The 18,294-nt window shown below is 62.9% G+C and carries 20 protein-coding genes and 2 tRNA genes; 12 read left to right on the top strand and 10 right to left on the bottom strand.

All coding sequences use genetic code 11. The features are described from left to right. Position 1: 1 nt before the first annotated feature. The 4 genes from OA2633_RS04370 to OA2633_RS04355 all read right to left on the bottom strand — a co-directional run bounded on the left by OA2633_RS04370 (position 2) and on the right by OA2633_RS04355 (position 4,063). Positions 2 to 205, bottom strand: coding sequence for a DUF2892 domain-containing protein (locus OA2633_RS04370; RefSeq protein WP_009801274.1), 204 nt, complete (start codon positions 203 to 205; stop codon positions 2 to 4). A 166-nt stretch (positions 206 to 371) separates the two neighbouring features. Continuing rightward, entirely contained in the window at positions 372 to 1,907 is a 1,536-nt protein-coding gene (gene putP / locus OA2633_RS04365; protein WP_009801273.1) for a sodium/proline symporter PutP, read from the bottom strand. A gap of 54 nt (positions 1,908 to 1,961) precedes the next feature. Beyond that, on the bottom strand, positions 1,962 to 3,254 hold the full coding sequence (locus OA2633_RS04360; RefSeq protein ID WP_009801272.1) for a glutamate-5-semialdehyde dehydrogenase: 1,293 nt from the start codon (positions 3,252 to 3,254) through the stop codon (positions 1,962 to 1,964). A gap of 53 nt (positions 3,255 to 3,307) precedes the next feature. Continuing rightward, positions 3,308 to 4,063, bottom strand: a complete 756-nt coding sequence (locus OA2633_RS04355) for a pyrroline-5-carboxylate reductase (RefSeq protein ID WP_009801271.1) — start codon at positions 4,061 to 4,063, stop codon at positions 3,308 to 3,310. A gap of 290 nt (positions 4,064 to 4,353) precedes the next feature. Here OA2633_RS04355 and proB point away from each other — a divergent pair, with 290 nt between their 5' ends. Next, positions 4,354 to 5,508 carry a glutamate 5-kinase gene (proB, locus tag OA2633_RS04350; RefSeq protein WP_009801270.1) on the top strand — a complete coding sequence of 385 codons (1,155 nt, stop codon included), beginning with the start codon at positions 4,354 to 4,356 and terminating at the stop codon, positions 5,506 to 5,508. 158 nt (positions 5,509 to 5,666) lie between these two features. Here proB and OA2633_RS04345 read toward each other — a convergent pair. After that, positions 5,667 to 5,742, bottom strand: a tRNA-Asn gene (locus tag OA2633_RS04345). A 321-nt stretch (positions 5,743 to 6,063) separates the two neighbouring features. Here OA2633_RS04345 and OA2633_RS04340 point away from each other — a divergent pair. Beyond that, positions 6,064 to 6,420, top strand: a complete 357-nt coding sequence (locus OA2633_RS04340) for a DUF962 domain-containing protein (RefSeq protein WP_009801269.1) — start codon at positions 6,064 to 6,066, stop codon at positions 6,418 to 6,420. 46 nt (positions 6,421 to 6,466) lie between these two features. On the opposite strand, the gene OA2633_RS04335 is transcribed toward OA2633_RS04340, so the two are convergent. Continuing rightward, positions 6,467 to 6,540 (bottom strand) — tRNA-Cys (locus tag OA2633_RS04335). A gap of 191 nt (positions 6,541 to 6,731) precedes the next feature. Between OA2633_RS04335 and OA2633_RS04330 the strand changes: the two genes are divergently transcribed. The 4 genes from OA2633_RS04330 to OA2633_RS04315 all read left to right on the top strand — a co-directional run bounded on the left by OA2633_RS04330 (position 6,732) and on the right by OA2633_RS04315 (position 10,633). After that, positions 6,732 to 7,388 carry a protein-L-isoaspartate O-methyltransferase gene (locus OA2633_RS04330; protein WP_009801268.1) on the top strand — a complete coding sequence of 219 codons (657 nt, stop codon included), beginning with the start codon at positions 6,732 to 6,734 and terminating at the stop codon, positions 7,386 to 7,388. A 128-nt stretch (positions 7,389 to 7,516) separates the two neighbouring features. Beyond that, the gene (locus OA2633_RS04325) at positions 7,517 to 8,866 is read left to right on the top strand and encodes a TolC family outer membrane protein (RefSeq protein WP_009801267.1); all 1,350 of its coding nucleotides are present in this window, start codon (positions 7,517 to 7,519) and stop codon (positions 8,864 to 8,866) included. 96 nt (positions 8,867 to 8,962) lie between these two features. After that, positions 8,963 to 9,577: a DUF2497 domain-containing protein gene (locus tag OA2633_RS04320; RefSeq protein WP_009801266.1), complete on the top strand. Its 615-nt coding sequence runs from the start codon at positions 8,963 to 8,965 to the stop codon at positions 9,575 to 9,577. Positions 9,578 to 9,664: 87 nt separating this feature from the next. Next, the gene (locus tag OA2633_RS04315) at positions 9,665 to 10,633 is read left to right on the top strand and encodes a DUF3137 domain-containing protein (protein ID WP_009801265.1); all 969 of its coding nucleotides are present in this window, start codon (positions 9,665 to 9,667) and stop codon (positions 10,631 to 10,633) included. Here OA2633_RS04315 and OA2633_RS04310 read toward each other — a convergent pair. Beyond that, entirely contained in the window at positions 10,630 to 11,028 is a 399-nt protein-coding gene (locus tag OA2633_RS04310) for a VOC family protein (protein ID WP_009801264.1), read from the bottom strand. The genes OA2633_RS04315 and OA2633_RS04310 overlap by 4 nt on opposite strands. After that, on the bottom strand, positions 11,025 to 11,816 hold the full coding sequence (xth, locus tag OA2633_RS04305) for an exodeoxyribonuclease III (protein ID WP_009801263.1): 792 nt from the start codon (positions 11,814 to 11,816) through the stop codon (positions 11,025 to 11,027). Before xth ends, OA2633_RS04310 begins: the two co-directional genes overlap by 4 nt. A gap of 43 nt (positions 11,817 to 11,859) precedes the next feature. Here xth and OA2633_RS04300 point away from each other — a divergent pair, with 43 nt between their 5' ends. Continuing rightward, complete coding sequence (locus OA2633_RS04300; RefSeq protein ID WP_009801262.1) at positions 11,860 to 12,249, top strand: hypothetical protein; 390 nt, start codon at positions 11,860 to 11,862, stop codon at positions 12,247 to 12,249. Here the strand turns inward: OA2633_RS04300 and OA2633_RS04295 are convergent. Both OA2633_RS04295 and erpA read right to left on the bottom strand, forming a co-directional pair. Continuing rightward, on the bottom strand, positions 12,246 to 12,923 hold the full coding sequence (locus OA2633_RS04295) for a nitroreductase (protein WP_009801261.1): 678 nt from the start codon (positions 12,921 to 12,923) through the stop codon (positions 12,246 to 12,248). The genes OA2633_RS04300 and OA2633_RS04295 overlap by 4 nt on opposite strands. Positions 12,924 to 13,009: 86 nt before the next feature. Further along, positions 13,010 to 13,351 carry an iron-sulfur cluster insertion protein ErpA gene (erpA, locus tag OA2633_RS04290; protein ID WP_009801260.1) on the bottom strand — a complete coding sequence of 114 codons (342 nt, stop codon included), beginning with the start codon at positions 13,349 to 13,351 and terminating at the stop codon, positions 13,010 to 13,012. Positions 13,352 to 13,449: 98 nt separating this feature from the next. On the opposite strand from erpA, the gene OA2633_RS04285 reads away from it, so the two are divergent. From OA2633_RS04285 to scpB, 5 genes are all read left to right on the top strand, one after another. Continuing rightward, a complete protein-coding gene (locus tag OA2633_RS04285) occupies positions 13,450 to 14,625 on the top strand; it encodes a deoxyguanosinetriphosphate triphosphohydrolase (RefSeq protein ID WP_009801259.1) in 1,176 nt (391 codons plus the stop codon). A gap of 120 nt (positions 14,626 to 14,745) precedes the next feature. After that, positions 14,746 to 15,579, top strand: a complete 834-nt coding sequence (locus OA2633_RS04280) for an SPOR domain-containing protein (RefSeq protein WP_009801258.1) — start codon at positions 14,746 to 14,748, stop codon at positions 15,577 to 15,579. Next, a complete protein-coding gene (gene nagZ / locus OA2633_RS04275) occupies positions 15,576 to 16,604 on the top strand; it encodes a beta-N-acetylhexosaminidase (protein WP_009801257.1) in 1,029 nt (342 codons plus the stop codon). Before OA2633_RS04280 ends, nagZ begins: the two co-directional genes overlap by 4 nt. After that, a complete protein-coding gene (locus OA2633_RS04270) occupies positions 16,601 to 17,446 on the top strand; it encodes a ScpA family protein (protein ID WP_009801256.1) in 846 nt (281 codons plus the stop codon). Before nagZ ends, OA2633_RS04270 begins: the two co-directional genes overlap by 4 nt. Further along, entirely contained in the window at positions 17,439 to 18,203 is a 765-nt protein-coding gene (gene scpB, locus OA2633_RS04265) for an SMC-Scp complex subunit ScpB (RefSeq protein WP_009801255.1), read from the top strand. The genes OA2633_RS04270 and scpB overlap by 8 nt, the downstream gene beginning before the upstream one ends. Positions 18,204 to 18,294: the final 91 nt, after the last annotated feature.

Raw genomic sequence — 18,294 nt, 5'->3', positions numbered from 1 at the left:
TCTAGGAAAAGGCGCCGCCAGGCTTCACCCCCATGAGCTTGAAGATCATGGCGGCGGGACAAAAGCCCGTGAAGCTGGACTGGACAAGGTTCAGCCCCACGAACGCCGTCAGCAACAGCCAGTACGGGCTGTAGAGCTGTGACAGCAGAAGGGAGACCAGGATCATGGTCCCGGCCAGAAGGGTGACTGCGCGTCCGATGGTCATGTTGGCCTCATTTATTATCAGTTTCGATAATTGATAAATGATATGGTGTCCAGCGATGTTTGCTGCAATGTGGCGGTCTGACGCGGTGATGATTGTTAGACCCTGAAGATGAAAACGCCGGCCTCATCGAGGCCGGCGTTTCAGGTGACAGCTATGGGCTCTCGCCTTAGCCGTGTTCCTCGATATGGGCTTCCATCGCCTCATATTGCTCCTTCACCTTGCCGCGCGGCGGCTTGGTGACCGCGTCCGTGATCAGGATGGCGAGGGTGGAGGCGATGAAGCCGGGCACCATCTCGTACATGATCGAGGACAGCGAGTTTCCGCCGATTGTGATGGGCGCATACAGCCAGAACAGCACCACAAGCGCGCCGACCACCATGCCGGCGATCGCGGCCGAACGGCTCATATTGCGGCGATACAGGCTGAACAGGATCAGCGGACCAAACGCGGCGCCGAAACCGGCCCAGGCGTTGGACACCAGATCGAGGATCGAGCTCGACCGGTCAAAGGCGAGCGCGATGGCCACCAGCGATACGACCAGAACCGAAAGGCGACCGATCAGCACGAGCTCCTTCTGGCTGGCGTTGCGACGCAGGAAGGTCTTGTAGAAGTCCTCCGTCAGCGAGCTCGAGGACACCAGAAGCTGGCTGGAGATGGTGGACATGATAGCCGCCAGGATCGCCGCCAGCAGGAAGCCGCCCACCAGCGGGTGGAACAGGATCTGGCTCATCAGGATGAAGATGGTTTCGGGATCGGTGAACTCGATATGGGCCTGTTCGATCACCGCGCCGTTCTGGGTGACGAAGGCGAGACCGAAAATGCCCGTCAGGACCGCGCCGATGACCGTGACGATCATCCAGCTCATGCCGATCCAGCGCGCCACGGCGACATCCTTGAGGGTGCGGATCGCCATGAAGCGCACGATGATGTGCGGCTGACCGAAATAGCCCAGCCCCCAGCTCATCGCCGAAATGATGCCCAGTATGCTCATGGAGGTGAGCGGGTCCGGTATCATCGAGAGGTAATGGGGCACGTCGGAGACCGCATTCGTGGTCTCCACGATATCGCCGAGCCCGCCCAGCTGCGTGAAGGCGACGATGGGCACCATGATCAGGGCGATGAACATGATCACGCCCTGGACAAAGTCGGTCAGGCTCACCGCCAGGAAACCGCCGAACAGGGTGTAGGCGATCACCACGCCGGCGGTCAGGAACAGGCCCAGACGGTAATCAAGGCCGAAGCTGGCTTCAAACAGCTTGCCGCCCGCGACCACGCCCGACGAGGTGTAGAGGGTGAAGAAGATCACGATCACCACGGACGACAGGATGCGCAGCACGCGCGTATTGTCGTGGAAGCGCTTCTCGAAATAGTCCGGAATGGTGATCGCGTCGTCAGCGACCTCGGTGTAGACGCGCAGGCGCGGAGCCACGAGCAGATAGTTGAAATACGCCCCGATAACGAGGCCTACCGCGATCCAGGCTGCGCCGAGGCCAGAGACGTACACCGCCCCCGGCAAGCCCATCAGCATCCAGCCCGACATGTCGGACGCGCCCGCAGAGAGCGCGCCGACCGCCGGGTGAAGTTGACGCCCGCCCAGCATGTAGCCGGACACGTCATCAGTAGATTTCTTGTAGGCATAGAGCCCGATGCCCAGCATCAGGACAAAATACCCCGCAAGCGATACAAGCGCTTCAACTTGCATATTGGCCCCCGAGTGAACGCGTTAATGGGTTCGATTAATCTATGTTTTTTGGGCTTACGGCCGGGTCTGGCCGTTGCCGCGGACACGGTATTTGAAGCTGGTCAGTTGCTCCAGCCCCACCGGACCCCGCGCGTGCATTTTGCCCGTTGCGATGCCGATCTCAGCGCCCATGCCGAACTCGCCGCCATCGGAGAACTGGGTGGAGGCGTTGTGCATCACCACGGCTGAGTCGATCTCGTTCAGAAAGCGTTCGGCCACTTGCGCATCCTCGGTGACGATGGCGTCGGTGTGGGCGGAAGAGTGCTCTGAAACGAACGGAATGGCCTCGTCTGGACCGTCCACCAGTTTCACCGACAGGATGGTGTCGAGATACTCGGTGTAGAAGTCCTCGTCCGTCGCCGGCTTGATCCGGGAATCGATCTCGCGCGCTTCGGCTTCGCCGCGCACTTCGCAATCGCCGAGAGCGTCCATGGCCATCGGCAGGAAGTCCTTGGCGACCTTGCGGTCCACGACAAGGCTCTCCGTGGCGCCGCAGATGCCGGTGCGACGCAGCTTGGCGTTCTTGATGATCGCCGCCGCCTTGGTCAGATCCGCCGCTGCATGCACATAGGTGTGACAGTTGCCATCCAGGTGCAGCAGGGTCGGCACGCGCGCCTGATCGCGCACCAGAGAGACAAGACCCTTGCCGCCACGCGGAATCACAAGGTCCACGTAATCCGCGCAGGTCAGCAGCGCCTGCACCGCGTCGCGGTCGGTGGTGTCGATCATCTGGATGCAATCGAGCGGCAGATCGGCTGCTTCCAGACCCTTGGCGAGACATTCGACGATCACGCGGGTGGAGTTCAGACTCTCCGAGCCGCCGCGCAGGATAACGGCATTGCCCGATTTCAGGCAGAGAGCGCCGGCGTCCGCGCCCACATTGGGGCGGCTTTCATAGATCATGCCGATCACGCCCAAAGGCGTTGCGACCCGCTCGATGGTCAGGCCGTTCGGGCGTTCCGTCGTGTGCAGAACGCGACCCACCGGGTCGGGCAGCTCGGCGATCTTGTCCAGCGCATCCGCAATGGCGCCCACCCGTTCTTCATCCAGGATCAGACGGTCGATAAAGGCGGCGGGTTTGCCCGCAGCCTTGACGCTGTCGACATCCTTGGCGTTCGCTTCGAGCAGCCGTCCGCAATTGTCGCGCAGGGCCTGGGCGGCGGCCGTCAGCGCCGTGTTCTTGCGCTCTGTCGAGGCAGAGGCGAGAGAGCGGGCGGCGGTCGCGGCGCGACGGCCCAGCTCGTTCACATAGGCGGTGACGTCGTTGGTGTCGGTCATGTCATTCATCCGGCTGAGAACAGCGGTCATACGGTTGCTGGCTCCTTTGTAGCGTCTGTTATCGGGGGCGTGCGAGTTAAAGCTTATCCGCGCAGTTCCACTGCACGGGAATAGGCGGCGTCGAGCGCGGCGTTCAGGCGTTCATCCAGAACGCCGTCGCCATTGAGAGCATTGACGCCGGCCGCTGTGGTGCCGCCCTTGCTCATGATCGAGTTGCGCAGGTCTTCAAACCCGGCTTCGTCTTCAAGCGCGAGAGCCATGCAGCCTGCCAGCGTCTCGATGACGAGGCGACGGGCGTCTTTTGGGTCAAAGCCCTGCGCTTCGACCGCCTTCTGGTAGGTGCGGGCGAATTCGAAGACATAGCCCGGCCCGCTGCCGGCGGCGGCGGTGATGCGGTCGATCTGGTCTTCGTCCTCAAGCCAGATCGCTTCACCCACAGCTTCGCCGAGGGTCGTTCCGAGCTCTCGATGGTCCTTGGTCGCGCGATCATCGGCGTAGAGACCGCTGACGCCGCGTCCCACACGCGCGGGCATGTTCGGCATCAGGCGCAAGGCGCTGACCCCGCCGGCGGCTTCGGAAACCTTGGCGGCGGAGGCGCCGGCAGCAATTGAAACCACGCATCCGTCCTCTTTCACGAACCTGGCGGCGGGCGGGATGGCGACATCGATCAGCTGGGGTTTCACGGCCAGGATCATGGCGTCGAAGCGCTCATCCTGGGGCAGATCATCCACCGACTTCACCCATTTCGCCCCAAGGGGCAGTTTGGGTTCGCCCGGATCGACGACCGTCACGCCGACGCCGCCAAGTTTGATCCACCGCGAAAGCAGGGCGCCGCCCATGTTTCCGCATCCGACCATAATCAAATTCCAGCGCACGATGCCTCCGTCTCCGCTATGCAACACATGTGCGTCAATCCAGTATGACGCGACGCCGCATCATTTAGATGACGAAGTAAGCTTTTTCAACTCGATGCAGAGTTTAGGCGCTGAAACACCCTGTAAACTACGCTTTTAAAGCCCTTTTACGGGGGTGGAATTTCAGGGTGTCTGCCCTTGAATTATTTCGAACAAAAAGTATGTTTCCCCCGTCTGAGCGGCATGCTGCGCCGCGTCACAGGAGAGGTATTGTTTTGTCAGATCGCCAACGCGTCGTTGTTAAAATCGGCTCATCGCTGCTCGCAAACGAGGAGCATCTCACCCTGCGCTACGCCTTCATGCACGGGGTGATGGAGGATGTCGCCCGGTTGCGCGAAGAGGGCATTGACGTGGTCCTGACCTCGTCGGGCTCCGTGGCGATCGGCCTGTCGACCATTGGCGTGGCGCCGGAAGAGGCGGGTCTGCTGGACAAGCAGGCGGCCGCCGCCTGCGGGCAACCCCTCCTGATGAACGCCTACAAGCAGATTGCCCTTGAGTACGGGTTCGACATTGCTCAGGTGCTGGTGACGCTGGATGATCTTGAGGATCGTCGCCGCTTCCTGAACACCAAGAACACCATCACCCGGCTGATCGAGCATGGCGTCATGCCCATCGTGAATGAAAACGACTCGGTCACGACCCAGGAGTTGAAGGTGGGTGATAATGACCGTCTGGCCGCCAAGGTGGCCCAGATGGTCCAGGCCGACCAGCTGGTGATCCTGACGAGCGTGGATGGTCTGTATGACCGCAATCCGGAAGAAGAAGGTGCCCAGCACGTGCCGGTCGTCGAGGACGTGTCCGAATATCTCGAGGTGACCAGCTCGGTCAGCGCGCTCGGCACGGGCGGCATGCTGACCAAGATGCGCGCCGCGAACATGGCGCAGAACGCTGGCGTGGAAACGATCATCGGTCAGGGTGAAGTGGACCGCCCCGTCTCGGCGCTTCTTAAGGATGAGCGCCGTCACACCAAATGCGTGGCGCTGGGCGATCCCGACAGCTCCTGGGCGATCTGGCTTACGGACCGCCTGCAGCAGGCGGGCGGGCTCGTGGTCGACGAGGAAACCGCCAAGCAGCTGCGCAAGGATCGCACCGATATCGGTCGTGAGGCTGTGGTGTCGGTGCAGGGCGAGTTCAACAAGGGCGATGTGCTGCACATCTATGATGAAGCGGGCGAAGAGCTGGCGCGCGGCATGTCGAACTTCACGTCTGCCGAGATCCTGCTCCTGGCGCGGAATTGTGACTCCGAGCCGTCCGAGCTTCTGGGCTATGAATCAAAGCCGCGAATCATCTCGGCGGACAATATGGCCGTCCTCAAGGAGCACCACCTGCCCTGGGATGCGCCCACGGATTCGGTGCGCATGGTCAGCTAGGACCTGAGACACGACTCTGCATGAGGGAAGGGGCGCCATGGGCGTCCCTTTTCTTTTGCGCGCATGGCGAATTGAGGGGGCTCAGATGCGAGCAGCCCCGCCTTGAGGATCAAGGCGGGGCTTGCAGCTCACACTCTTTGAGAGGTCATCGCCGCTGATGGCTCCTCGGGACGGGCTCGAACCGCCGACCCAGCGATTAACAGTCGCTTGCTCTACCAACTGAGCTACCGAGGAACGTTCATCAGCGATGAGGTGGTGTGTATATCCATGGCGTTGGACGCGATCAAGCGGCTGAGTGCAGCCCGATGCAGTTTCGTTTCAGTTCGCCGCGGTGCAGGCAAAAAAAATCGGGAGCCCGGAAGCTCCCGAAAAGGCATTGGGTGGATGGTGGGGTGTCTTCGAAGGAAGACGGGTAAACAAATACTGAGTCGAGAGTTAACAACGGCCTAACGTTAATGGAAATTCTCCACATTTCCCCACAGACTCCGATCTGCTCGCGGAAAGCCCGGCCCTGTGATACTTTGCCTTTAAAACAAAGCAGACGGGGAGGTCGTCATGGCCGAGCGCAGCGCCAGCTACCAGGAATTCTGGCCCTTTTACCTTCGTGAGCACGCCGAGGCGGGCACGCGCTACATGCATTACGCCGGTACGGTGATTGGTACGGCGATTCTCGCCGCCGCTCTGGTCACGCAGACCTGGTGGGCGATTTTGCTCTGGCCGCTGACGGGATATGGTTTCGCCTGGGTCAGCCACGCCTTTATCGAGCGCAACAAGCCGGCGACCTTCATTCACCCGTTCTGGTCGTTCATCAGTGATTACCGGATGACGGCGCTGGCGTTCACGGGGCGTCTCAAGCCTGAACTGGTCAAGGCAGGCGTTCTGGATCATCCGCACGCGCAAGCCGCGGAATAGTCCGTCAGCCCTGCGGGACCGCTGAGGGGCGTTTCGTGGGAGAGGGTGGAGGCGCCACCCGGAATCGAACCGGGGTACACGGATTTGCAATCCGCTGCGTCACCACTCCGCCATAGCGCCGCCGTGTGGTGGCTCGCCATCTATACAAAAGCGCGAAGGCGCCCGCAACGCGGTTTGAGGGGGCTTTGACAGCTTGTGCTGTACAATATTGCAGTGGCCTGGCGCCGCAGGGGCGTCTCTTGGCCTTGCAGGTCTGAAAGCGGGCGCGATATAAGCGGCCCGCAGATTCAACAAGGGGACGCCGTCGCGCCATGTCCGAATTCGAGACCGCCCGCCTCGCCATGGTCAACAGCCAGATTCGTCCGAACGATGTCACCGATCATCGTATTCAGGACGCGATGGCCGACATTCCGCGCGAGCGCTTCCTGCCCAAGTCGCAATCGGCCAAAGCCTATGCCGACATCGAGGCGAAAGTGGCGGAAGGCCGCTTCATGCTCACCCCGCGTGATCTCGCCAAGCTGATCCAGGCGGCCGATATCCGCCGCACGGACGTGGTTCTTGATGTGGCCTGCGGCCGTGGCTATTCGACCGCGGTTCTGGCGCGCATGGCGGAGACCGTCGTTGGCCTGGAGCAGAAGGATCTCGGTCTTGTCGAGAAGGCGACCGACGCTCTCAACGCCATCGAGACCGACAATGCGGTCGTGGTCGAGGGGGACCTGTCCAAGGGCGTGCCCGGACAGGGCCCGTTTGACGTGATCATCGTCAACGGCGCCGTTGCTGAGCCTGCACAGGCCTGGCTTGACCAGCTCGCTGTCGGCGGGCGGCTGGCTGTGATCGTTCGCGACGGAACTGTCGGGCAAGCGCGTATCTATACCAAAGCGCAGACTTCCGTGGGTGACCGGAGCGTGTTCGACACGACCGCGCCCTATCTGCCGGGTTTCGAGCCGGAAGCAAAATTCGCCTTCTAGAGCGGTCTGTTACAGAACCGTATGGCTAGGGTGACATTTTGCACCGTACACCGCACGCCGAGCGCCGTATAAGAAGGCGTGTCGGGATTGCGCGTTTTTGCGCAAGGGATGGTCAAGAGGGACGCCCCATGAAACGTTTTCTGTGCGCCGCCGCACTGTCGGTTCTGTCTGCAGGTCTTGCGCCGTGGGGACTGGCGCAGGCCCAGTCTCTGAACGAGACGCTCGCCGCCGCCTATGAATCCAACCCCACGCTCGGCGCTCAGCGCGCCAGCCTGCGTCAGTCTGAAGAGGGGTATTTCCAGGCGCGCGCGGGCTTGCTGCCCAGCCTGTCGGCGACCGGGTCCGTGGGTGAAACGGTCGATACCTGGGGCGGGGCTCCGGAGAACGATTCCTCCAGCTATGGGCTGACGCTGAACCAGTCCATCTACCGGGGCGGCCGGACGCGCGGCTCCATCGACGCCTCGCTGGCGCGGATTGAAGCCGCGCGCCAGCAATTGCGCTCGACCGAACAGTCGGTGCTGCTCGATGCTGTCAGCGCCCACATGAATGTGGTGCGCGACCAGCAGGTTGTCGCCATTCGCAGCAATAACGTCGAGGTGCTGGCCGAGCAGCTGCGCGCCGCCCGCGACCGGTTTGAAGTGGGTGAGATCACCCGCACTGATGTCGCCCAGGCCGAGGCGCGCCTGTCTGGCGCTCGCGCCCAGCTTTCCGCAGCCCAGGCCGCCCTCGCAGCGTCCCGCGCGGGCTATGCGCGCGTGACCGGGGTCGATCCTGTGGAGCCTGACAATGCCGGCCCGTCCGAGCAGGTGCCCGCAGAATTCGCCGACGCCGCCGAAGTGGCGATCAACCGCAATCCCGACCTGCTGGCGGCCCAGTACGCCGAGCAGGCGGCGGAATATGGCGTCCGGGTCGCCCGCGGCGCGCAACTGCCGGAAATCGGTCTGCGCGCTTCTGTGTCCGAGGGGCGCGAAAGTGACTTCTCCGGTCAGGGTCGCGGCACCGCCTCGATCACGGCCAATGTGACCATGCCGATTTTCACCGGGGGGCTGAACCGCTCGAATGTGAGAGAGGCGCGCGCGGCGGCCGATCAGGCGCGTCTGTCGGGGCTGACGGTGCGTCGTCAGGTCATCGAGGGCGCCACCAATGCGTGGAACAATTATCTGGCGGCTCTGGCGGTCATCGAATCCAGCCGCGAGGCTGTTCGCGCCAACGAAATCGCCTTTGAAGGGGTTGAGCAGGAGGCGCTTGTGGGCCTTCGCACGACCCTGGACGTGCTTAACGCCGAGCAGGAATTGCTGAACTCCCGTCTTGAACTGGTGCGCGCCGAGCGTGACTTGACGGTGGCTAGCTATGCGCTTCTGCAGGCGATGGGCCAGCTTGACGCCCAGAGCCTGGGGCTGCCGGTCGAGGCGGAAGATGTGCGGTCGCGTTTTGAAGAAGCTCGTGGGGCTAACTTCGACTTAACGCCCTGGAATTAGACCATTGGAAATCAAGGAAGGGTGCTGGACAGCCAAGGCTTGCCGCGCCTAACCTGTGCGCCGCCGTTTACCCCTCGACGGACGAAGGACGTCTCTATGGCTCAGGATACCGACCAAGAACCGACGATGGAGGAAATCCTCGCCTCCATTCGCCGTATCATTAACGAAGACGAAGAAGAGCCGAAGGCTGAAGAGGCCGAAGCCGAGGCGGAGGAGCCTGCGCCGGAGCCTGAGCCCGAGTTCGAGGCCGAGCCGGAACCCGAGCCTGAGCCGGAACCTGAAGTCGAGTTCGAGGCCGAACCGGAGCCCGAACCCGAGCCGGAACCGGAAATGGACATGGATGACGCGCTGGAGCTGACCGAGCGTGTCGAGGATGAAGACGAGCCGATGGACGTGGCCGATGATCTCATGATCATGGACCGCGAGCCGGATCCCGAACCCGAGCCGGAAGTCGAGTTTGACGCCGAGCCTGAGGAGGAGCCCGAGGAGGACAGCCTTATCGACGCCGCTCCGGCCTCCGCGGCTGCAGGCATGTTCGCGGCCCTGTCGGAGAATCTGCGCGTCTCATCCCAGCAGGGCCAGACTCTGGAAGGCATTGTGCGCGAACTGATGCGTCCGATGCTCAAGCAATGGCTCGACGAAAACCTGCCCTCCATCGTGGAAGAGAAGGTGCAGGCCGAGATCGAACGGATTGCGCGCCGCGGCCGCTAACCGGTCTTGCGCAGGATCTGACATATGAAACGGGCGCCGTGTCACGGCGCCCGTTTTCTTTGGCCCCTCTCTGTAAACGAGCTGCCCATGCGTGATCTGAACCAGGCGATAGCCGACCTGACTCCCTGGCTTGAGAGCCTTGAAAGCGAGCGAAAGTCCGCGGTGGCGCAGTGTTACAAGGGGCTGGTGCTTGGGCTGGTCGTGGCGGCGGCCTTCGTTCTGGTCTGCGTAGCTGCGTCCTGGCCGCCGCCCGTCATGATGATCGGGGGCGGGGTGATCTTCGTCCTGGGTCTTGTCTGGGGCAACCAGCCGCTCAACAGATTGCGCAAGACGGTCAAGACAGGCCTCAATGACCGTTTTGCGGAAGCCTTCGGCATGCGCTATCGCGCCGAGGTTCAGGACCCTATCCGCTTTAACGCCTTCCGTGAGCATGACCTGCTTCCCGGTTATGACCGGCGCAGCTTCGAGGATCACTTTTCCGGCGAGGCGCACGGCGCAGATTTCGATCTGTATGAGGCCCATCTCGAACAGAAACGCCGGACCAAGAAACGCACCTATTACGTCACGGTGTTTCGCGGCGTCCTGATCCGGATCAATTTCCCTCGGACGGTGGAGGGCGTCACGCTGGTGACCCGGGATGCCGGCATTTTCAACGCATTGGAAGGCTGGGCGAAAAAGACGTTTGGCGGCCAGAAGCTTGAGCGGATCGGTCTGGTGGATCCGACTTTCGAGAAGGCGTTCGAGGTCTATGGCACCGATCAGGTGATGGCGCGCTATCTGCTGACCCCATCCTTCATGGAGCGACTGCTCAAGCTGGAGCGCGTGCTGAAGGGCAAGAATGTCCGCTGTGTTTTTGACGAGAAGCTGGGCGAGGGCGCCGGGCGGGGCGAATTGCTGATCGTTGCGGAAACTGGAAACAAGTTCGAGGCGGGCTCCATGTTCAAGCCGCTCACCGATCATGGCCGCATCGCCAGCTTGCACGGCGAGTTCTCGATGATCGACGATATCATCAACACCGTGCTCGAACCGCCGAGCGAGGGCGGGGGCGTCCTCTAGGCCGTTGGCTCCAGCAGATCCCAGCGATTGCCGTAAAGGTCCCTGAAGACAGCCACCTTGCCGTAGGGTTCGTGCCGCGTGGCTTCCTCGAACCGGACGCCTTCATGCTCCATCCAGGCGCGTTTGGTCTCAAGGTCGGTCGTATGCAGGAAGAAACCGACACGGTCGCCTGCACTGGCGCCAATGGCCGCGACCTGCTGGACGCCTCTGGCTCTGGCGAGCAGGAGCTTCACGCCGCCATCCCCGGCGCCGATCTCGACCCAGCGTTTGCCTTCGCCCAGGTCCTGATCGCTAATCAGTTCAAAGCCCAGCGCGCGTGTGAACCAGTCGATGGCCTCGTCATAATCGGCCACCAGATAGGTGATGGCGGCGAGGGTCTGTGCGGGCTGACTCACAGATCGAACACGCCCACGAAGGGCACGTGATCAGAGGCTTTTTCCTTGCCGCGCACATCCTTGGCGATCTCGACCGCTTTCAGACGGTCCGCCGCTTGCGGGCTCAGCAGCAGATGATCGATGCGGATGCCGTTGTTCTTCTGCCAGGCGCCCGCCTGATAATCCCAGAAGGTGTACTGGTGCGCGCGGCCATCGGCTTGCATGAAGGCTTCGGAATAGCCCAACCACAGGATCTTGGCGAAGGCGTCCCGGCTTTCAGGGCGGATCAGGGCGTCGCCTTCCCAGGCGGCGGCGTCATGCACATCGCTGTCTCGCGGAATGAGATTGTAGTCCCCGGCGAGGATCACCGGCTCCTCAAAAGCCAGCAGCGACCGGGCATGCGCCTTAAGGCGCTTCATCCAGGCCAGCTTGTAATCGTATTTCGGGCCGGGCGCCGGATTGCCATTGGGCAGATAGATCGAGGCGACGCGGACCGGGCCGCTGTCCGCGCTGATCACGGCCTCGATATAGCGCGCCTGATCATCCTCATCATCGCCGGGCAGGGCGCGCTGGCTGATCTCTTCGATGGGGCGTTTTGAGAGAAGGGCGACGCCGTTATAGGTCTTCTGGCCAACCGTCTCGACATTGTATCCGAGCTCCTCGATCTCGAGCCGGGGGAAGCCCTCATCGACTGTCTTGATCTCCTGCAGGCAGGCCACGTCCGGGCTCGCCTCCTTCAGCCAGTCGAGCACATTGGGCAGGCGCGCCTTGATCGAGTTGACGTTCCACGAAGCGACGGACAAGGTCATGTGATGCTCCCGACCAATGGGGCCCGAATAACGGGGATGCTGGATGCGCGATCTTGCGGATGAGCCCGCGCCGAAACCCTACACGGTTTTGACCGTGATTCTGATGGGGCTTGCGACGCTGGTCGCAGTCGCCATTGGCTTCCTGAGTTTTGGCCTCTACCTGCCCAATCTGATGACCTTTTCCCAGGTCCTCAGTCAGGACGATGTGGACAAGGCGGCGCTGGCCGCCTTTCTGTTCCTGTCCGCAGGCCCCGTGATCGCGGCGGCGGGACTGATCCTGGGATGGATCAGTTTTCTGCTCTTCAGGGCGCCGAAGACGGGCATTCGTCTGGTCTTCTTTCCGCCTGTCGCCTGGGTGGTCGCCGTGCTGGCCTATTTCGCCCTGATCATGAGCGTGTGCGACGGCAGTTTCACCTGCGGGGTTTCGCTCTAGAACCCCTCGAATCGCGCGATCTCGTCCACCGGCGCGCGCTTGGAGCGCAGCTGGTTTACGGCGGCGTCGGGATCGGCATAGCCGATCGCCATGCCGCAATAGACCTGATCGGGGCTTTCAACGCCCAGCGCCCGGCCGACAGTCTTGCAATGCGGCGTCCAGGCTTCCTGAAAACAGGTGGCGAGTCCGCGTTCCTGGGCGGCGAGCGCCAGGCTCATCATGAACATGCCCAGATGCGCCCATTGGTTGGGGTTCATCCGTTCATCAATCAGGAAGAACAGGCCTACCGGAGCGCCGAAGAACTGGTAGTTCTGCATCAACCAGTTCAGGCGCGCCGCCTTGTCCTCGCGCGGCACGCCCATCAGGGCGTACATGTCCTCGCCCAGCTCATAACGGCGGGTGCGATAGGGCTCCCACAGCTTTTCAGGATAGACCGGGAATTGGGCCTCATCATCGAAAGGGTTTTCGGCGAGCTTCTTGGACACTGCATCCATGACGCGCTGGCGCGCTTCGCCCGCGACTGCGACGACTTTCCAGGGCTGCAAATTGCCCCCCGACGCGGCGAAGCGCGCATCGTCTATGAGCGCGCGCAGCTCGGTTTCAGTCACCGGCTTGTCGAGAAAGGCGCGCGTGGAAATGCGCTTGTGCAGCGCGTCTTTGACCGAAAGGCTCATGAAATCTCCCCTGACGTGTTTTTCGCAGGGGAGCGCGAAACAAGCCCGAATGTCCAGATCAAGACGACAGGCTCACCCGGACGTGATCAGATTGAGAAACTCGTGCCGCAACCGCAGGCGGCGGTGGCGTTGGGATTCTTGATCTGGAAGCTCGCGCCGATCAGCTCGTCCACATAGTCGATGACCGAACCGGAGAGGAACTCCACGCTCATGGGATCGATCAATACGGTGGCTCCGTCACGTTCGATGCGCAAATCATCCTCGCGCGCCTCGTCGGTGAGATCGTATTTGTAGGAAAAGCCCGAACAGCCCCCGCCCTCGACCGAGAGACGCAGATAGCGCGAGCCTTGCGCCTTCGTGATCTCATTGATCTGCGCGGCGGCGGAGGGGGACAGGGAAATGTCCGTCGTATCGAGGGTGGTGCTCATGAGCGTCTGACTTTCCACGGCTGGCGTTTCGGCCTCGCATCAGTATATGGACGTTCCCGACGCCTGAAAAAAGACCTCAACAGTGACAGGAGCTGGAGATGGCCCCGATGCGCGCCCCTTATGCCTGCGATCCGGCGAAAAGCCGCGGCCGTCACCACCCTCAGCCCGAAAGCGCGATGCGCAGCGCCTTCCAGCGCGATCGCGACCGCATCATCCATTCAAGCGCCTTCCGCCGCCTGAAGGAAAAGACCCAGGTCTTTGTGGCCCATGAGGGTGATGCCTATCGGACCCGTCTGACCCATTCGCTGGAGGTTTCCCAGATTGCCCGCACCCTGGCGCGGGCGCTGCAGGTGGATGAGGATCTCGCCGAAGCCAGCGCGCTCGCCCACGATCTCGGGCACCCGCCCTTCGGTCATTCGGGCGAGGACGCCCTGTCTGAATCCATGGTCGATTTCGGGGGCTTTGATCACAATGCCCAGACCCTGCGCGTCGTGACCAAGCTGGAGACCCGCTATCCAGAGTTCGAGGGGCTCAATCTGGCGTGGGAGACGCTGGAGGGCGTGGTCAAGCATAACGGCCCGCTGATGCAGGCGGGCGATGATCCGAAGGTGCTGCCCTGGGGGTTCCGCGCCTATCCCGGCTGGCAGGCGCTGGAGCTTCACACCCATGCCGGCATTGAAGGGCAGATTGCGGCGTTGTCCGATGACATCGCCTACAACAATCACGACATTGATGACGGGCTACGCTCGGGCATCCTGAAGATCGAACAGCTCATGGACCTGCCGCTGGTGGGTGACGTCTTCCGTCGTTGCCGGGCGCGCTATCCCGATATTTCCGAGAACATCCTGATCCACGAGGCGGTCCGCGAGATGATCGGCCTGATGGTGGCGGATGTGCTGGACGAGACCCGGCGGCGCCTGAAAGACAGCGGCGCAGACAGTCCTGAAGCCGTGCGTCGTCTGGACCGACCCATGGTGTCCTTTTCTGATGGCATGACCGAAAGCCTCGCGGCCGTGCGGCGCTTCCTCTATGCGAACATGTACCTGCACTACAAGGTCAAGCGCATGAAGGAAAAGGGGAAGATGGTCGTTCGCGATCTCTTTGCGGCCTTCCTGTCCGACCCCATGCTGCTGCCGACCGAGCTGCAGCGCGAAGCGGGCGGGGTCGGGGAGGAGGCGACGGCGCGTGTCGTTTGCGATTACATCGCCGGCATGACCGATCGCTACGCCATCGAAGAGCACCGCAAGCTCTTCCATGTGGAAGGCTGGGGCTGAGCCGAGCCCGTCTGTGGAAAATCATTTCTGACAGGGCGACTCACACTCGCGGCTCTTGCTATGGTCTGACCTGCCATAGATCGCCGAATCACGGCGACGCTCTCCGGTGTGGGACGTGAGATGACCGACGACGACACCCGTTACGGGGCGTACGCCCCGCCGCCTGACGATTATGACACCTATGACGCGCGTGAAGAGGAACAGGACCGCCGCGGCTGGTTGTTCCTGGGCGCTTCGGCGGTGGTCATGGTCCTGTTCGTGGCGGTGGTTTACAACACCTTCCAGCTGGGTGTGCGCGAGCGCGGTGAGAACCCCGTGATCACCGCCGACGCCGAGCCCTATCGCGTCGCGCCCGAGGATCCGGGCGGTTATGAAGCGCCCGATCAGGACCTCTCCGCCTATGAGCTGCGTGAAAACAGCGAAGGGGAAGCCGAGCTCGAGACGCCGCCGGCGCGGACTGTTTCCGAAGAACCCGTGATCCAGGACCCGGCGCCTCAAGCGCAGGACATGCCGGCCCTGCAGGTGGAGACCGCCAGTGCGGATGCGCTGGATGATCCCGCGCCCTCGGACCCCCAACCGGCTGCGTCTCAGCCGGACCCCGAGCCTGCGCCAGCCCGGGCTGAGCCGGCCCGTCCGGACCCGGAACCGGCGTCGCCCGCCCCCGCGCGGGCAGAACCGCCATCACGGCCTGCAGCCCAGGTCGAGGGTGCCTATGTGGCCCAGATCGGCGCGTTCCGCTCGGTCGAGGACGCGGAAGCGGGATGGGTGGCGTTCACCAGCCGGTTCTCAGACCTCGCCATGGGACACGCGCCGGATATTCAGCGCGCCGACCTGGGCGATCGCGGCGTGTTCCACCGCTTGCGGGTCGCCGCCTTCGCCACGCGTGAAGACGCCGCCAATTTCTGCGCGTCCCTGGACGCACGGGGCCAGGCCTGCCTGGTGGCGCGTCGATGAGTGTGACGGCAGCGCTTTATGGGCTGGAAGGGGAAACCCTGACCCCGGATGAGAAAGCCTTTTTCAGGGATGCGGATCCGTGGGGCTTCATCCTGTTTGCGCGCAATGTGGACAGCCCCAGGCAGGTGCGCCGTCTGACGGGCGCCTTGCGCGATGCGGTCGGCCGTGAAGCGCCCATTTTCATCGACCAGGAAGGCGGCCGGGTGCAGCGCCTGCGTCCGCCGCACTGGCGCGCCGCCCCGCCGGCCCGGGTGTTCGGCGAACTCTACGACCGGGACCCCGAGCTGGCGCTCGCCGCAGTGAAGCTGAACCATCAATTGCTGGCCCACGAGCTGATTGAACTCGGGATCGATGTGGATTTCGCGCCCTGTGCGGACCTTTCGGTGCCCGGCGCCCATGACGTGATTGGCGATCGCGCTTTCCACACCGAACCGGAGCCCGTCGCGCAGATGAGTACGGCGGCGCTGGAGGGCCTGCTCGATCAGGGCGTGCTGGGCGTCATCAAGCATTTGCCCGGTCACGGCCGCGCGGCGGCGGACAGTCATCTCGAACTGCCCGTTGTGACGACAGATGCGGAAACCCTCTATACGCGCGATTTTGAAGCCTTCAAGGGCATCAAGGGCGCGCTGATGGCGATGACCGCCCATGTGGTCTATGCCGCGATCGACAGCGAGCACACCGCCACCCAGTCGCGTGACGTGATCGACGGGGTGATCCGCGGCGCCATCGGTTTTGATGGCCTTCTGATGACCGATGATCTGTCCATGCAGGCGCTGGAAGGCTCTCTGCGCCATCGCGGCGAGCGCGCGCTGGCGGCGGGGTGTGAGCTTCTCATGCATTGCAATGGCCAGATGGATGAGATGGTCGAAGTCGCCCACGCCGCGCCGGACCTCTCCGGTCGGGCGCGGGAAAGGGCTGGACTGGCGCTTGACGCCAGGCACAGCCCGAACGTGTTTGATCCCGCCGAAGGCGTGACTCGTCTGAAAGCTCTCTTTGTCGAGGGAGGCGTGCCGCTTCAGTCATGACCGACCTGTTTGACGGTTTCGAGGAGGATGAATTCTCCGCCGCCAAGGAGGCTGGCGCGACCGAAGCGCTGATTCTCGATATCGGGGGCTGGGAAGGCCCGCTTCACCTGCTCTTGGCGCTGGCGCGCAAGAACAAGGTGGACCTCGCGGTCATCTCGATGGTGGAGCTGGCTGACCAGTATCTCCTCTTCATCGACAAGGCCCGCACCCACCGCCTTGATATAGCGGCGGAATATCTCGTGATGGCGGCCTGGCTGACCTATCTCAAATCGCGTCTTCTGCTGCCCAAGCCGCGACCGGCCGACGATGAGCCGGAGCCAGAGGAAATGGCGGCGGCTCTTGCTTTCCGACTGAGTCGTCTCGAAGCCATGCGCGCGGCCGGCGATGCGCTGTTTGCGCGCCCGCTTCAGGGACGCGATGTCTTTACCCGTGGCGCGCCCGAGGGCGTGCGCTCGATCCGGACGCCGCTCTATGAAGCCGAGCTCTATGATCTGCTCAAGGCCTACGCGACCCGTCGAGAGCGGCAGTCCTTCGCCACCTACCAGCCCAAATCGCCCAATGTTTACAGCCTGGAGAATGCTCGCAAGCGTCTTACGGGCGTCGCGCGAACGCTAAGCGGCTGGGCGAGGCTCGACGAGCTGCTGCCTGACGAGGATGAGCTGGGCTATGACGCGCCAAGCCAGGGTTCGGTGCTGGCGTCCTCCTTGCTGGCGGCGCTGGAGATCACCAAACATGGCGAAGTGCGTCTGCGTCAGGACGAGACCTACGCCCCCATCTGGATGCGTCGGGTCGCCGAAGCGGCCGGCCTGACCGAAACAGGGGAGGGCGCCGGTCATGGCTGAGCGTGACGATGACCCGATCACCGAGGCGATCAAGGCGTTGCGTGAGCAGGCGCAGTCAGCTCCGGCTGGCGATGACGGTCCGCCCGGCGTGCGGCTCGCGATCGACAATGACGCGGCCCTGCTGCGGATCGTCGAGGCCTTGCTGTTCGCGGCCTCCGAGCCGCTTGATCTAGACACGTTGAGGGCGCGCCTGCCCGAGGACACCGATGTGCGCGGGCTGATCAATGCGCTGCAATCGAAATACGCCGATGCCGGGGTGAATCTGGTCGAGGTGGGCGGGCGCTGGCGCTTCCAGACGGCTGAGGATCTGAGCTGGCTGTTGCGCACCGAGCGCGAGGAGCCGCGCAAGCTGTCCCAGGCCGCGCTCGAGACCCTCGCCATCATCGCCTACCACCAGCCGGTGACACGCGCCGAGATCGAGGAGATCCGCGGAGTCGCGGTCTCCAAGGGCACGCTGGACCAGCTCCTGGAGATGAAGTGGATCCGCCTGCGCGGGCGTCGGCGGACGCCGGGTCGTCCGGTGACGTATGGCGTTACGGACGCTTTCATGGACTATTTCGGGCTGGCCAATCTGTCTGACCTGCCGGGCGTGTCCGATCTCAAGGCGGCGGGGCTGCTTTCGAGCCGCCTGCCGCCGGACTTCTCCATACCGGCGCCCGGGCAGATCATCCCTGATTCCGATGAGGAGCTGTTCAGCGAGGACGAGGCGGCCCAGTTCCATATGGACTTCCTGGAAGGCGAGGATCCGGACGCCTGAGAGTCTTGTCACTGAAATGTTGAGGCGGAGCTGACCGGGTTATTGGACCCGCGCGCGGATATCCTCTAGTGAAGTGAGAACTGAGCGCCCG

Origin of the sequence: Oceanicaulis sp. HTCC2633, assembly GCF_000152745.1 — a bacterium.
Lineage (GTDB): Bacteria > Pseudomonadota > Alphaproteobacteria > Caulobacterales > Maricaulaceae > Oceanicaulis.
The sequence above is the reverse complement of the archived record's forward strand: the minus strand, read 5'-3'. Positions and strand labels throughout refer to the sequence as shown.

Coding starts and splice junctions, on each gene's coding strand:
- OA2633_RS04370 (WP_009801274.1), bottom strand. CDS start 205: ATGACCATCGGACGCGCAGTCACCCTTCTGGCCGGGACCATGATCCTG.
- putP (WP_009801273.1), bottom strand. CDS start 1,907: ATGCAAGTTGAAGCGCTTGTATCGCTTGCGGGGTATTTTGTCCTGATG.
- OA2633_RS04360 (WP_009801272.1), bottom strand. CDS start 3,254: ATGACCGCTGTTCTCAGCCGGATGAATGACATGACCGACACCAACGAC.
- OA2633_RS04355 (WP_009801271.1), bottom strand. CDS start 4,063: ATGGGCGGCGCCCTGCTTTCGCGGTGGATCAAACTTGGCGGCGTCGGC.
- OA2633_RS04340 (WP_009801269.1), top strand. CDS start 6,064: ATGGCCGAGCGCAGCGCCAGCTACCAGGAATTCTGGCCCTTTTACCTT.
- OA2633_RS04330 (WP_009801268.1), top strand. CDS start 6,732: ATGTCCGAATTCGAGACCGCCCGCCTCGCCATGGTCAACAGCCAGATT.
- OA2633_RS04325 (WP_009801267.1), top strand. CDS start 7,517: ATGAAACGTTTTCTGTGCGCCGCCGCACTGTCGGTTCTGTCTGCAGGT.
- OA2633_RS04320 (WP_009801266.1), top strand. CDS start 8,963: ATGGCTCAGGATACCGACCAAGAACCGACGATGGAGGAAATCCTCGCC.
- OA2633_RS04315 (WP_009801265.1), top strand. CDS start 9,665: ATGCGTGATCTGAACCAGGCGATAGCCGACCTGACTCCCTGGCTTGAG.
- xth (WP_009801263.1), bottom strand. CDS start 11,816: ATGACCTTGTCCGTCGCTTCGTGGAACGTCAACTCGATCAAGGCGCGC.
- OA2633_RS04300 (WP_009801262.1), top strand. CDS start 11,860: ATGCGCGATCTTGCGGATGAGCCCGCGCCGAAACCCTACACGGTTTTG.
- OA2633_RS04295 (WP_009801261.1), bottom strand. CDS start 12,923: ATGAGCCTTTCGGTCAAAGACGCGCTGCACAAGCGCATTTCCACGCGC.
- erpA (WP_009801260.1), bottom strand. CDS start 13,351: ATGAGCACCACCCTCGATACGACGGACATTTCCCTGTCCCCCTCCGCC.
- OA2633_RS04285 (WP_009801259.1), top strand. CDS start 13,450: ATGGCCCCGATGCGCGCCCCTTATGCCTGCGATCCGGCGAAAAGCCGC.
- OA2633_RS04280 (WP_009801258.1), top strand. CDS start 14,746: ATGACCGACGACGACACCCGTTACGGGGCGTACGCCCCGCCGCCTGAC.
- nagZ (WP_009801257.1), top strand. CDS start 15,576: ATGAGTGTGACGGCAGCGCTTTATGGGCTGGAAGGGGAAACCCTGACC.
- OA2633_RS04270 (WP_009801256.1), top strand. CDS start 16,601: ATGACCGACCTGTTTGACGGTTTCGAGGAGGATGAATTCTCCGCCGCC.
- scpB (WP_009801255.1), top strand. CDS start 17,439: ATGGCTGAGCGTGACGATGACCCGATCACCGAGGCGATCAAGGCGTTG.